Annotated in this window: 13 protein-coding genes and 1 tRNA gene; 5 read left to right on the forward strand and 9 right to left on the reverse strand. The window is 72.3% G+C overall.

Annotation, left to right across the window (positions count from 1 at the left end; genetic code table 11):
• Window positions 1-13 precede the first annotated feature (13 nt).
• Window positions 14-87, forward strand: a tRNA-Pro gene (locus OHU89_RS41055).
• Window positions 88-182: 95 nt separating this feature from the next.
• Window positions 183-2,675, forward strand: coding sequence for a DUF4132 domain-containing protein (locus OHU89_RS41060; RefSeq protein WP_405650196.1), 2,493 nt, complete (start codon window positions 183-185; stop codon window positions 2,673-2,675).
• Between the two features lie 6 nt (window positions 2,676-2,681).
• Here the strand turns inward: OHU89_RS41060 and OHU89_RS41065 are convergent, their stop codons facing one another.
• The gene (locus OHU89_RS41065) at window positions 2,682-3,950 is read right to left on the reverse strand and encodes an LPXTG cell wall anchor domain-containing protein (protein WP_405650197.1); all 1,269 of its coding nucleotides are present in this window, start codon (window positions 3,948-3,950) and stop codon (window positions 2,682-2,684) included.
• A 119-nt stretch (window positions 3,951-4,069) separates the two neighbouring features.
• The gene (locus tag OHU89_RS41070) at window positions 4,070-4,777 is read right to left on the reverse strand and encodes a TetR/AcrR family transcriptional regulator (RefSeq protein ID WP_405650199.1); all 708 of its coding nucleotides are present in this window, start codon (window positions 4,775-4,777) and stop codon (window positions 4,070-4,072) included.
• A gap of 183 nt (window positions 4,778-4,960) precedes the next feature.
• Here OHU89_RS41070 and OHU89_RS41075 point away from each other — a divergent pair, with 183 nt between their 5' ends.
• A complete protein-coding gene (locus OHU89_RS41075) occupies window positions 4,961-5,284 on the forward strand; it encodes a DUF2218 domain-containing protein (protein WP_405650201.1) in 324 nt (107 codons plus the stop codon).
• A gap of 10 nt (window positions 5,285-5,294) precedes the next feature.
• Here the strand turns inward: OHU89_RS41075 and OHU89_RS41080 are convergent, their stop codons facing one another.
• The 6 genes from OHU89_RS41080 to OHU89_RS41105 form a co-directional block, all read right to left on the reverse strand.
• The gene (locus OHU89_RS41080; RefSeq protein ID WP_266820233.1) at window positions 5,295-5,831 is read right to left on the reverse strand and encodes an NUDIX hydrolase family protein; all 537 of its coding nucleotides are present in this window, start codon (window positions 5,829-5,831) and stop codon (window positions 5,295-5,297) included.
• Between the two features lie 15 nt (window positions 5,832-5,846).
• Window positions 5,847-6,947: an amidohydrolase family protein gene (locus OHU89_RS41085; RefSeq protein ID WP_405650202.1), complete on the reverse strand. Its 1,101-nt coding sequence runs from the start codon at window positions 6,945-6,947 to the stop codon at window positions 5,847-5,849.
• A gap of 1 nt (window position 6,948) precedes the next feature.
• A complete protein-coding gene (locus OHU89_RS41090; RefSeq protein ID WP_405650203.1) occupies window positions 6,949-8,361 on the reverse strand; it encodes a glutamine synthetase family protein in 1,413 nt (470 codons plus the stop codon).
• A 30-nt stretch (window positions 8,362-8,391) separates the two neighbouring features.
• The gene (locus OHU89_RS41095; RefSeq protein WP_405650204.1) at window positions 8,392-9,249 is read right to left on the reverse strand and encodes an SAM-dependent methyltransferase; all 858 of its coding nucleotides are present in this window, start codon (window positions 9,247-9,249) and stop codon (window positions 8,392-8,394) included.
• A gap of 66 nt (window positions 9,250-9,315) precedes the next feature.
• Window positions 9,316-10,095 (reverse strand): hypothetical protein, encoded by a 780-nt coding sequence (locus tag OHU89_RS41100; RefSeq protein ID WP_405650205.1) that lies wholly within the window; start codon window positions 10,093-10,095, stop codon window positions 9,316-9,318.
• 65 nt (window positions 10,096-10,160) lie between these two features.
• Entirely contained in the window at window positions 10,161-10,487 is a 327-nt protein-coding gene (locus tag OHU89_RS41105; RefSeq protein ID WP_405650206.1) for a hypothetical protein, read from the reverse strand.
• Between the two features lie 141 nt (window positions 10,488-10,628).
• Here OHU89_RS41105 and OHU89_RS41110 point away from each other — a divergent pair, with 141 nt between their 5' ends.
• Together OHU89_RS41110 and OHU89_RS41115 are read left to right on the forward strand one after the other, a co-directional pair.
• Window positions 10,629-11,075: a potassium channel family protein gene (locus OHU89_RS41110; protein ID WP_405650207.1), complete on the forward strand. Its 447-nt coding sequence runs from the start codon at window positions 10,629-10,631 to the stop codon at window positions 11,073-11,075.
• 100 nt (window positions 11,076-11,175) lie between these two features.
• Complete coding sequence (locus OHU89_RS41115) at window positions 11,176-12,585, forward strand: cytochrome P450 (protein WP_405650209.1); 1,410 nt, start codon at window positions 11,176-11,178, stop codon at window positions 12,583-12,585.
• Here the strand turns inward: OHU89_RS41115 and OHU89_RS41120 are convergent.
• The gene (locus OHU89_RS41120) at window positions 12,582-13,286 is read right to left on the reverse strand and encodes a response regulator transcription factor (RefSeq protein ID WP_266885430.1); all 705 of its coding nucleotides are present in this window, start codon (window positions 13,284-13,286) and stop codon (window positions 12,582-12,584) included. The two genes, OHU89_RS41115 and OHU89_RS41120, sit on opposite strands and share 4 nt — an antisense overlap.
• Window positions 13,287-13,298: the final 12 nt, after the last annotated feature.

Genomic DNA, 13,298 nt, shown 5'->3' on the forward strand with positions numbered 1-13,298 from the left:
GTCAGACGGACACCGGGACGTGGCGCAGCTTGGTAGCGCACTTGACTGGGGGTCAAGGGGTCGCAGGTTCAAATCCTGTCGTCCCGACGGTGTGAAGGGTCTTCACAGGCGAGAGCCTGTGAGGGCCCTTTCTCGTTGCATCGCTTGATCGCGTTGTCAGTGCCCCCTGCCATCATCCCGCCATGCTCTACGACACCTTGGTGGCCGAGGCCCGCAGGAACGACCCGTTCGACGACGTGCGGGCGGGCGCGCTCGCCCGTGCGCGATGGCTCGTCGATCTTCTGGAACGGCAGCGAGCCGAGTTCGGGGCGGGTCTGCACGGTCCATACACGCCCGAGCAGCCCGATACGCGGTACGCGGAGATACAGGCCGAGATCGACGCGGGCCTCGCCGCCTGCGGGGACGAGGAGGGCCGGGCCGCGGTCCTGAGCCTGCTGCTGGCGGCGAGCTTCGGCGACACACTGTGGGAGTACGACTTCGAGATCGGTTCCCTGGTCGGGCGGGTGCGCGGGTGGACGCCCGCCGAGGTCGCGGTGATGCTGCTGCGCTCCGCCGAGTACGACATGGGCTTCTGGTTCGCCAACGCGCTCGGGTCCGCCCTGACCGCCGCAGAGGGGCTCGACGACGAGGGCCTCCGTATGGTCGCGCCGTGGCTGCGGTGGGCACACACGGAGCTCCTGGACACGGAGGTCGGATCGGGAGCCTCCTCCCTCGCTCGTCGGCTCCGCGCCCTGCTGGCGCTTGTGGACGGCGCGGAGATCCCCGACGGCCTCATTCCCGAGCAGGCGCCCTGGGCCGCTCCGCTCCGCGCCCGCGCGACCGCCACCCCCGGGGCCGAACTGTCCGGCCTCATACGGCACTTGGCCGGCCTGACGGCGCCGCGTCCCACACAGCGCTGGCGCCGGACGTGTCTGACGGCTGTCGAAGCGGCATCGGGGCGGGACCTTGTCGCCGACATGCTGCGGGCACTGGCCGAGGGCGAGCCGCTGTGCAGCAGGGAGCACGGGCGGCAGACCGCCTGGGAGTACGGCGACAGCCACTACCACTACGTCGTCCACCAGAACGACGGCGATCTCGCGCGCGGCACGGTCTGGGCCGCCGCCCTGACCGCCGGCCCTGCCGCGGTGCCCTACCTCGACGCCCTGGCGCTGCGCACCGGCGCCAGCCGGCCGACCGGAGTGGTCGAGGACCTCAAGCTCGCCGGCGCCGCGATCAACGCGCTGGCCGAGATCGACGACCCGGCCGCCCTGGAGTCCCTGTGGCGGCTCCGGTCCCGGATCAGGCACCGGGGCCTGCGCAAGCAGCTCGACACCGCACTCACGGCGGCAGCCGGGCGGCAGGGCATCACTCCGGAGCAGCTCGTCGAGCGCAGCGTGCCCGACCACGGCCTGGCAGCGGACGGCTCGCTGGAACGCGAGATGGGCGGCCACCGGGTCCGGGTGGAGATCGAGGACGCGAGGACCGTACGGATCGGCTTCACCGCCCCCGAGGGGCGGACGTCCCGCACGGCGCCAGCCGCGCTGAAGGACGGGTTCCCGGAGGAGCTCAAGGAGCTGAAGACCCTGGTCAGGGAGGTGCGCGGCACGCTGGCGGGGGAGCGGGGCCGGATCGAGGCGCTGATGTCGGCGGCGCGGGAATGGCCGTACGACGAATGGTGCCGCCACTACCGCGACCACCCGGTCACCGGTGTGCTCGTGCGTGGCCTGATCTGGGAGTTCCAGGGCGCTGACGGGGAGTGGCACGCCGTGGCACCGGCCGCTCGGCCGGACGGCAGGCCTGAGCGGGTGCGGCTGTGGCACCCCATCCGGGCATCGGTGGACGAGATCGGGGCGTGGCGGGAGCGGATCGTCGGCGAGCGGCTGCGGCAGCCGTTCAAGCAGGCCTTCCGGGAGCTCTATCGGCTCACCCCGGCCGAGGAGGAGACCGGCGTCTACTCCAACCGGTTCGCCGCCCACATCGTCCACTACCGGCAGCTCTACGCGCTGTTCAAGGAGCGCGGCTGGCGGACCGACTTCCTGGGCCACTACGACGGCGGTCGGGACGGGGAGGCCCGGGCCGAGTTCGCCGACGGCCGGTGGCGGGTCTGCTTCCACCACGAACCCGCGGACGACGGGGGCTACGACGTCGAGCGCGCCGCCACCGACCAGGTGCGCTTCGAACGACGGGACGGCCGGCGCTGGCGCGAGACTCCGCTGGCCGACGTGGAGCCGCTGGTGTTCAGCGAGGCGATGCGCGACGTCGATCTGTTCGTGGGCGTCACCTCGATCGCGGCGGACCCCGAGTGGAGCGACCGGGGCGAGAGCCGTCACGCCGCCTATTGGCGGAGAGCCGGCTTCGGCGACCTGACGGCGAGCGCCGAGGTCCGCCGCGAGGTACTGGAACGGATCCTGCCGCGCCTGAGGATCGCCGAACGGTGCTCGATCGCCGGCCGCTGGCTGAGCGTGCGCGGCGACCTGCGTACGTACCGGATCCACCTCGGCTCGGCGAACATCCTGATGGAGCCGGACGACTCCTATCTGTGCATCGTCCCGGCGCGCCGCAGGACCGAGGGCAAGGTGTTCCTGCCGTTCGAGGACGACCGGCTGTCGCTGATCCTGAGCAAGGCGCAGCTTCTCGCCGCCGACACGAAGATCAGCGACGAGACGATCCTGCGGCAGATCAAGAGGGGCGGCTGAGGACCGCTACTGGCGGGCCTTTCGGCGTCGCACCACCAGCACGGCACCGGTTCCGACGGCGACGGCCGCGGCCGCCGCACCCGCGAGGGGCAGCGTCGAGGAGGAGCCGGTGCTCGCCAGGTCGCCGTCGAGGGTGGAGGAGCCGCCTGTGGTGGAACCGCCGGTGGACGACGTGGAGCCGCCGCCGTCGGTGGAGTCACCGCTCGGAGTGGCCGTGGAGCCCCCGCCGCCCGTGGACCCGCCCCCGTTCGCGGTGCCGCCCCCGCCCGTCGATCCGCCGCTGCCGGCGACGTCGAGGAGGATGGCGGCGGTGTCGTTCGCCGTGTTCTCGTCGAACGGCCTGGGCTCACCGGCCAGCTTCACCGAGCCCTTGGCTCCGGACACCTCCTTGTCGATCCGCACCTTGAAGGTGTAGGTCTCGCCGTCACCGGGGTCGACCCAGGCCTGGCTGGTGCCGCACTCGTAGGTACGGGCCGCGATCTTGTCGCAGAATCCGTGGGCCTTGGTCACGGTCGTCCCGGCGGGCATCTTGACGACGACCTTGGTCGCCCCGGTGCCGGACTCCCTGCGCACCCACGCGGGTCCGGCGTTGGCGAACTTCACCTCGAAGGCCAGGGTTTCGCCGACCTTGCCCTTCAACTCCGCACCGCTCACCTGGAAGTCGGCCGTGTTGACCGCGTTCACCGGCACGTCGGCGGCGTCCCAGCCCTCGTGCTCGCCGGAGCCCGGTGCGGCCGGGGTGGCGTCGGGCTGCTCGACGAGTTTCACGGCGGGCCCGGTGCCGGGCACCGGTCCCTCGTCGACGCCCTCCGTGGGCGCGGGGTCGTCCGCGGCCACGACGGCGCGGAGTTCATCGGTGTACGCCTTGCCGAGGGCCTTGAACTCCTGTGACTTCTCGGGCGCGTAGACGATCCCGGGCTCCACGGTCTGGTCGAACTCGCAGACCGCGTACGAGTAGCTGGGCGCCTCGTCGAAGGAACCGACCTCGTAGCGCGCACAGTTGGAGGGCAGCTCGGTGTGGCTCAGACCCTGGGTGAGGGAGTACGACAGCCAGACCTTGCCGAGCGCCTCGGTGCCCGTGTTCGTGAAGGAGACCGGTATGTCGAAGGCGCTGCCCGGCTTCAGCCCCGTCACGGGCGCGATCTCTCCCAGCACCAGTTCGGGCGTCGAGTCGTCGGCGACGGCGGGCGTGGCGCCCAGTGCCAGCAGCGCGACGGCGCCGAGCGCACCGGTGGTCTGTCGGAGCGTACGAGAGCCGGGAACGGCCTGGAACATGCGGGTCCCTTTGCGTGAATCGACGGTGGCGGACGGTCGAACGACGGGGAACGCGAGTTCCCGGGAGTGAGACGTCAGCGCTCGCCGAATGGTTGTACTCCTCAGGGATCCGTGAGGTCTCAGTTCGATCGGGTGAAGCGCTCGAGCAGGGCGTCCAGTCCGGCCGCCAGCCCCTGCGGCCCCCCGCGCTCCGCGAGCGCGGGCGCCACCTCGCGCAACCGGGGCAGTTCCTGCGGCGGCATGTGGTGCAGGCCCAGCCGGAACCCGGGGTCCGCTTCCTCGGGGTTGTCCACCATGGCCTGGAGCTCGACGGACACGTATCCGAGGACCCATCCGGTGAAGGCGCGGAACACGGAGGCGGACCGGTCCACGTCGAGCCCGGCCTCCCGGAGCAGGCCGATCACCCGCTCGTGGTGCCGCAGCGTCGCGAGCGGCCGCCGGGCCAGTGGGACCGCCGGCAGGCGGGTGGACAGCAGCGGCACCACCTGGGGGTGGGCCAGGCACACGTCGTAGGTCGCCGCCGCGATCCGGCCGAGCTCGGCACGCCAGGTGGCCGCGGGGGCCTGAGCGGCCAGCCGCTCCTCCAGTTCCACGTGCAGCGCCTCGACCAGCCCGTCCAGCAGGGCGTCCTTGCTCGCCGCGTACCGGTACAGCGCCATCGCCTCGACCCCGAGCTCGGCGCCCAGGCGGCGCATGCTCAGCGCGGAGAGACCGTCGCGGTCGACGAGTTCCAGGGCGCCCGCGAGGACCCGCTCGCGGCTGAGGCGGCCGTAGCGGCCGCGGTCACTCGCGCGGCGCGCCGGAGCCTCGCCGGGGTCCTCGGCCATGACCCGCCTCCAGGGGACGTATACAACGTAAATATACGCTCTTGACGCATTGCGGACGTCCTCATGCCCCACGGGCACCCGACGGCCCCGGAATCCATGGCTTGCGGCGCCGGACGGCCGGGTGCGGCTCGCATCCGGCACTATCGACCCGTCGGCATCCGCCACCACAGCTGGAGTACCACCATGCCCCGATCGGAAGCCCGAGTCGCCACCGACCGCCCCCACCGCTACGCCAAACAACTCGCCTCCCACCTGAGCCGCCGCAGCGAGACGAGCTGGGACGAGGACTCGGGGGAGGGCGGCATCGTGTTCCAGAACGGCACCGGCACGCTCACCGCGGCCGAGGGTGCCCTGCTGCTCGCGGTGGAGACGGACGCCGAGCACCTCGCCGTCCTGGAGGACGTGGTGGGACGGCATCTCGTCCGGTTCGGCACCAAGGACGAACTGGTCGTCGAGTGGCGGCGGGACACGGGCGAGCCGGGCACGACCCAGCGCAACACCGAATAGGGCCGGTCGGTCAGACCGCGCAGCCCAGGTGTGCCAGCGCCTGCTTCAGCAGCACCCCGTGCCCGCCGGGCATCTCGCTCTGCACCGCCTCCGACACGGCGTCCTGGGGGCTGAACCAGACCAGGTCGAGGGCGTCCTGGCGAGGGCGGCAGTCGCCGGTCACCGGGACGACGTAGGCCAGCGACACCGCGTGCTGACGGGGGTCGTGGTACGGCGTGATGCCCTGCGTCGGGAAGTACTCGGCCACGGTGAAGGGCTGCGGGGCCGCCGGGATGCGGGGCAGCGCCACCGGGCCGAGGTCCTTCTCCAGGTTCCGCATGAGGGCGTCGCGGACGCGCTCGTGGTGCAGAACACGGCCGGAGACCAGCGTCCGGCTGACCGTCCCGCCGGAGCCGATGCGCAGCAGCAGGCCGACGCTGGTGACTTCGCCGCTGTCGTCGACGCGCACGGGCACGGCCTCGACGTACAGGATCGGCATACGGGCGCGCGCCTGCTCGAGGTCGTCCGTAGTTAGCCAGCCGGGCGTGGTTTCGGTCATGTCAGACATTGCTTGATCATACTTTCAGGAGGGGCCGGAAAGGCGGTAGACCTGATGGGCATTGTGTGCTCCCGCCCACTCTGCGAGCCGCAGCGCGTCGGACAGGCTCAGCTCGTCGTCGTCCACCCGGTCCTGGAGCAGCTCGCCCAGGCCCTTGCGGAAGGACAGCGCGCCGAGCGCGTAGAACTCGGACAGACCGTACGCGTCGGAGCTGTACAGCAGTTTGCGGAACGGTGTGATCTCCAGCGCCTCCTCCAGTACCGCCCGCGCCCGTGCCGGGCCGACGTGGTGCAAGGTCAGGCCCACGTCGAGGTACACCTGCTCGAAGACCGCCGCCAGATAGCCGGCCTGGCGCTGGTACGGCCAGCAGTGCAACAGCAGTACCGGGATCGTACCGGCGCTCAGATGCAGCCAGTCCGTGAGGTGCGTGGGGTCCACCCGGTGCAGCCGGATGTCGTTGTCGCCGAACCCCGTGTGCAGCTGGAGCGGGAGGCCCAGGTCGACCGCCGTCCAGAGCAGGTTCCGTACGAGGACCGGGTCCTCCAGCCGGCCGCCCGCCGCGAGCCGGTGCCGCGCCGCCCGCTCGACCTCCGCCGCCGACGGACGTGCCGGATCCAGGTCGAAGCCCGTCCGGTACGCCGCCACGGACTTCACCGCCACCACGCCCGGCCGCCCCACCGCCTTCCGCGCGGCCGAGCAGAAGGCCTGCGCGTATGCGTCGGGCTCCACGCCCTCGGCCGTCATCGCCTCCTCGACGCTCTCCAGCCGGACGACCTCGTACACGTCGTCCGCGGCGAGCTCGGTCGGACCGAATCCGGTGTCCACGCAGTACGTGCCGGTACCCGCGGCGGCCAGGAAGCGACGGTTCACCTCCTGCCAGCCCAGTTCCGTCCGCCGCGCCAGGTACTCCCGCGGCGGGGCGTGCCGGTCCAGGTCCAGCAGCGGTGCGCAGTGGCGGCGTACGGCCACGCCCACCGGGGTGTCGAAGGGCGAGCCGCCCGGCCAGCGGTCGCCCTCGGTCAGCAGCGACTCGAAGCCGGGCCGGTCCAGGTCGGCGGTCACGACACCGTGGCAGTGGTGGTCGACCAGGCTCAGGGCGGCGAGCGCCTCGTGGACCGCGCCCATGTCAGTACTTCCAGCGGTACGCCGCCGCGACCTGCTCGTCGTCCAGCCCGGCCACGGCCGCGATCTCGCCTTCCCGTACGGCGATCACGGCGTCGGCGAGAACCAGGCCCATGGCGCCGCGCAGCACCTCGTCCCCGCGGAACTCCACGACCGCCTCGGCCAGCGAGGCCGGCAGTCGGCGCACGTCACGCGCCTTTGCCTGCTCGGCGCCGAGCCGAGCGGGGTCGCCGGTGATCTCCTCCGGGAGTGGTGTCGATGACGTCAGGCCGTCCAGGCCCGCGGCGATCACACTCCCCAGCGCCAGATACGGGTTGGCGGCCAGGTCGACCGGCTTGACCTCCAGATTGGCCGCCTGGTCGCGCAGGCCGAGGGTGCCCGTGACGACGCGTACTGCCGCTTCGCGGGTCTCGCGGCCCCAGGCGGTGAACACCCCTGCCCACTGGGAGGGTTTGAGGCGCAGATAGCTGGCCGGGCTGGGGGAGGTGACAGCCGTGAGGGCCGGGAGGTGGGTCAGCACCCCGGCCGCGAAGGACTCCGCGTCCGCCGTCATGCCGTACCGGCCCTCGCCGCCGGTGTGCAGGTTCGTGCCGTCCCGCCACGCGGAGAGGTGGAGATGGCCGCCGTTGCCCACGCCCTGGGCGAAGACCGCCGGGGCGAACGAGACCACGAACCCGTGGCGCGCGGCGACCGCGCGGATCGTCTGCCGCACCAGCACGCTCCGGTCGGCCGCCGCCACCGGGTCCAGGGCACCCACCGAGACCTCGAACTGCCCGGCCGCGTACTCGGGATGGAGCTGGTCGACGTCGACGCCCTGTGCAGCGAACGCGGCCAGCAGGTCGGCGGTGCAGTCGCTGACCTCGACCTGGCGGATCGCGCCGTAGGCCGGACCCGACAGGGCCGGGACGAAGTCCCCGTCGGCCGACGGGCCTTGGCCGATCGCCCACTCGATCTCGACGGCCGCCTTGAAGGTGATGCCGTGCCGCTGCTCCGCGTCCGCGACGAGCCGGCGCAGGAAGGTGCGGGTGCAGCCCGGGTGCCGCTCGCCCTCCTGGGTGACGCGGTCGACCGGGGCCCAGGCCCAGCCCGGTTGCCCGGCCAGGACCACGAGTCGGTCGAGGTCGGGGTAGAGGCGCAGGTCGCCGTCCGGGGAGCCGAGGACGTCGGTGGTGACGATGGAGTCGTTCGCCAGGAAGGTGTCGAAGACCGGCGACATGCCGACGCCCCAGGCCGCGGCCGAGGCCAGCTTGGCCGTCGGGATCGTCTTGACCCGGCCGACGCCCGCGGTGTCGACGTAGGACAGCACGACGCCGTGCACGCCTCTGTCGGCCAGTTCGTCGCTCAGGGCGGTGGCACGGTCGACGTCACCGGGACGTCCGCCGGGTACGGGGTCGGCGGGGTCGGCAAGGGGGGTCATACGTCCTCCACGACGGGCTGGGCCTCCGCGTCAGGGTTTCACGGCCACCGCGCCGAACTGCGGTACCGCGCCCGGGGAGTCGGGCTCGGCGCGCCACTGCGAGCACGACACCAGACCCGGCTCGAGGAGGTCCAGTCCGTCGAAGAACGCGGCGATGTCGGTGCCGCTGCGAGCGGTGATCGGCGGGGTGGCGTTCTCGTTCCAGAACTTCATGGCCGGGATCTGGCCCGCGCCGCCGAGGGCGTCGTCGAAGGTGGGGTGGGTGAGCACCAGGTAGCTGCCGGAGGGGACCTCGGCCAGCACCCGGCGGACGATGTCCCGCGCCTTGTCGTGGTCGAGCACGAAGTTGAGGATGCCCAGCATCATCACCGCGACGGGCTTGGTGAAGTCCAGGGTGTGCGCGGCGCGTTCGAGGATCGCCTCCGGCTCGTGGACGTCGGCGTCGATGTAGGCGGTGACGCCCTCGCCGGTGCTGGTGAGCAGGGTGCGGGCGTGGGCGAGGACGATGGGGTCGTTGTCGACGTAGACGATCCGCGCGTCCGGGGCGATGCGCTGGGCGATCTCGTGGGTGTTGTCCACCGTCGGCAGGCCGGTGCCGATGTCCAGGAACTGGCGAACCCCGCGCTCGGCGGCCAGGTGGCGCACGGCCCGGCCGAGGAAGTCGCGGTCGGCGCGGGCGATGGCCCGGATGATCGGGAACATCCCGGCGACATGCTCGCCGACCCGCTGGTCGACCTCGTAGTTGTCCTTGCCGCCGATCCAGTAGTTCCACACGCGCGCGTTGTGCGCGACACCGGTGTTCAGCCTCGACGGCACGTCCGGGGTGTCACTCACGTCTCGTCCTCTCCTCGCCCCGACGACCGCGGCGCCGCAGGCCGTCGTCGCCATTGTGCCGCCGGATGATCAAGCTGTCCCGGAATCGGCTCAAGTGGGCGGCGGGGCAGAGGGGTTGTCCTAGCTCAGTACGTCGTCGAGGCGCTTCGTGCCCGCCCGCACCGCGTCCTCGACCGAGTCGTCCTCGTCGCCGTCCAGGCCACCGGCCGTCACCGTGATCGCGTCCGTGCCGACGCGTACGGCGGCGACGTCCAGGGTGAGGGTGGCCGGGGTGCCGTCGGACGCGCCCTGGACCGTCACCCGCAGCCCCTCCCGTGCATCACCCTCCTCGGGCAGCGAGGCCTCGGTGACCTGGACCGTGCGTTTGTCGCCCGCGGAGTCGACCGCGGTGAACTGGTCGCACTTGGCCGGCAGGGACTTCAGCCAGGCCAGGGAGGCGTCGAGGCCCGCCTGCCCGTAGGCGCCCACCTGGTAGAGCAGCCGGGAGTCCTCCTCCTTGAAGCCGGTGAGCGCGGAGGCGCCGGACGGCTCGCCGAGCAACGTGTCGCTGTAGAGGCCGTCGAGGAGCTTCTGGCAGTCGGCGGCGTCCGCCTTGGCGGTGAGGAAGTCGGCCACGTCGACCTTGCCGACGAGCAGGCTGTCGCGCCAGGTCGCGGCGTCCTCGGCCTGCGTCCAGTCGTCCTCGAGGTCGGTCTCGGTGATGAGGGCCTGGCGGGCCCCGGCCTCGGTGAGACGGGCCGCGGCGGAGGCGGTCGGGGAGTCGGCGGCCAGTGGGGAGGCGCCGATGGCCGAGGCGCTGGAGTCCTTGTCGTCGTCCGAGCAGGCCGCGCAGGTCAGCAGCACGGTCGCTGCCAGGGCCGGGGCGAGGACACGGGCGGGTCGGGACGGACGACGGGTCATCGCGGATGCCTCCTGGGGGCGTGGGTGTGCCCTCAGCGCATCACCGGCCCGCGCGGTTCACCAGCTCACTCGGACCGATCGGGTGAGCGGTGGGGGAGATGGAAATGGTGCTCGTGGCGGGTACGGGGTTCGTGCTCCGCACGCCGGGCGCGTCCGGCGCGTCCGGCCTCCAGGACGTGCACCTTGCGGCTGCCGCACTGGGGGCAGACCGCGTCGGCGAGGGGCGACCTGATGGCCTTGCCCGCCTCGTCGACGTACTCCTGTGTGGTCAGGCCCGAGGCGTCCAGCGGGTCGGTGAAGAACATGACCTGGAAGGTGGCCTCCCAGGTGTGGCCGCAGTCGCCGCAGGCGAACGCGAAGGTCTCCGGCACCGATCGGGGCTCCGGTGGCATGGCTCCTCCGTCGAGTGGGGGGCGTCGACCCCAGCAGATGACGGCGTGCGGCGCACGGCAACTCGAACGAGCCGCCCGGCATGCCCGCCCGCGCACCGCCACCGACACTGACTCCATGCGCCCGCACCCGAAGGAGTCGCCATGCTGCCCGGATTCCTGACCAGGGCCGTCGAGTTGATGCTGGCCCGGGAGGGGCGCTCGCTCCATCTGAAGGCGGCGGGCGGTGCCACGGCCGTTCTCGTGGTGGTGATGCTGCTGGGTTCGTGGGCGGTGGTGGCCGCCGAGGACGGGGCGCGGGGCGCCAATCTGACGTCGTACCCGAAGGCGCTGTGGTGGTCGATCGAGACGGCGACGACCGTCGGATACGGGGACTTCTTCCCGGTGACGCCGTGGGGCCGGGTCGTCGGCTCGGTGGTGATGGTCGTCGGCATCACCACGTACGGCATGGTCACCGCGGCCCTGGCCACCTGGTTCGTCGGCCGGGAGCAGAAACGCCGCCACCGACTGGGCCACGAGACGGTTCAGGCCCTGCACGAACGGTTCGACCGGCTGGAGCAGTTGGTGACCGGGAAGGGCGAACGGCACTGATCCCTACCGGTCAGTACCCCGGCACTTGACGCCTGTCACCCCTCGGGTAGGGTCCCGTGCGGCCTGTCATGGCCGGGCGCCGGAGGGGGGCGACAGCACGATGGAGTTCCATGTGGTCGACGAGGAGGAGTCCACGTCGGACGGGGCACGGCTGGAGGACCTGGCTCCCGAACCCCTGCTGACCCGGGACTACGAGACGCGCCCCGCGCTCGTCTACGAGCGGCTGCGTGAGCGCCACGGTCCGGTCGCGCCGGTCGACCTGCTGGGCGTGCCCGCCTGGCTCGTGCTCGGCTACCGCGAGTCGCTCCAGGTGCTCCAGGACGACGCCGGCTGGCCGAAGGGACTGGAGAACTGGCGGGCCCGCACCGAGGGCCGGGTGCCCGCCGACTGGCCGCTCGGCCCCTCCCTCGAGGTCAACCACGTGCTGATCCAGGGCGGTCCCGGCTACCCCCGGCTCCGCGGCGCCTGGGACACCGCCCTCAGGCCCTTCCAGGACCCGCGCCACCCGCAGGCCAAGCGACTCAAGGCCGCCGTCACGGGCTACGCCGACGAGCTGATCGGCCTGCTCGCGCAGGGCGGCCGTACGGGGCTCGCCGACCTGTCGGCGCAGTTCTCCCGCCCGCTGCCGCTGATGGCGGCGAGCCATCTCCTCGGCTTCCCCGGCTCGCAGGGCGACGACGCCCTGATGGACATGTGGCGGGTGCTGGACGCCGGCCCGGACGCCGAACCCGCCCTGGCGCGGCTGCTGGTGACGCTCTCGGAGCTGGCCGCCGCGAAGAGGGAGAAGCCGGGCGACGACTTCCCCTCGCATCTGCTCGCCGCCCACCCGGACCTCACGGTCGACGAACTGGCCCGCGAACTGTTCATGCTGCTCGGGATGACCTCCGACCACGTCGGCATCCTCATCTCCAACACCGTCGTCGAGGTGATCTCCGGCGAGGGCGACGGCGGGGTGCGCCAGACGCTGTCCGCCGGCATGGTCCGGGAGACCATGAACCGGGTGGTCATGCGCAAGCCGCCGCTGGTCAACTTCGTGCCGAGGTTCGCGGCCGCGGACACCCCGCTCGGCGACTACACCATCCACGCCGGCGACCCCGTGTGGGTCTCCGCCGCCGCCGCGCACGCCGACCCGCTGTTCGCCGGGCAGATGACACCGGGCTCCTCCAGCATCAGCAGCCGGGCGCATCTGGCGTGGGGTGCGGGGCCCCGTCAGTGCCCGGCCCGGGAGCTGGCGTCGACGATCGCGGCAGCCGGGGTGAGCCGGATCGTGGAACGGTTCGGTCATCTGGAGCTCGCCCTGCCGGCGGACCAACTGCCGTGGCGTTCCTCGCCGTTCATGCGGGGGCTGCGGTCCCTGCCGGTGCGCTACGAGCTGTCCGGTACGTTCGTGCCGGAGCCCGTACCGGCCGAGGCGCCCGCGACCGGCGTACCAGAGGCACAGGACCCGGCCGTCAAGCGGCGGTCGTCGCTGTGGCGGTATCTGACGGGGCTCATCCGTTCGGGAGACTAGGCGCCGGGCGTGACCTGTCCGTGCTGCCAGGCCCACGCCGCGATCTCCACGCGGTTCCGTGCCCGCAGTTTCAGCTGGACGCTGGACAGGTGCGTCTTGACCGTGGACAGGGAGACGTACAGCTCGGCGGCGATCTCGGCGTTGGTGCGGCCGAGGGCGACCAGCCGGACCACGTCGAGTTCGCGGTCCGTGAGTGGCTCGGTCAGGGGTGCGCGGCGGGTGGGGGCGGCCGGCTGCGGGGCGTCCGTCACATGCTTGAGCAGGCGGACGGTGACCGAGGGGGAGACCAGCGAGTCGCCGGCCGCGGCGGCCCGGACCGCCTCGGCGAGGAGGGCGGGACCGGAGTCCTTGAGGAGGAAGCCGCAGGCGCCGCCGCGCAGCGCGCCGTACACGTACTCGTCGAGGTCGAAGGTGGTCACCACGACCACCCGCAGCGGGTCGGCGACATCCGGCCCGGCCAGCAGCCGGGTGGCGGCCAGACCGTCCAGCTTCGGCATCCGGATGTCCAGCAGACACACGTCCGGGCGCAGTTCCCGGGCCAGCGCCACCGCCTCCTCACCGTCGGCGGCCTCGGCGACGACGGTCATGTCGGGCTGCGCGTTCAGGAAGAAACGGAAGCCGGTGCGGACCATGTCCTGGTCGTCGGCGATGAGCACCCGGATGGGGCTGCCGGGGGCGCCGGTCGGGCTGGGGGCGGTCATGGCTCGATCATG

The organism is Streptomyces sp. NBC_00019 (genome assembly GCF_045041015.1).
Lineage (GTDB): Bacteria > Actinomycetota > Actinomycetes > Streptomycetales > Streptomycetaceae > Streptomyces.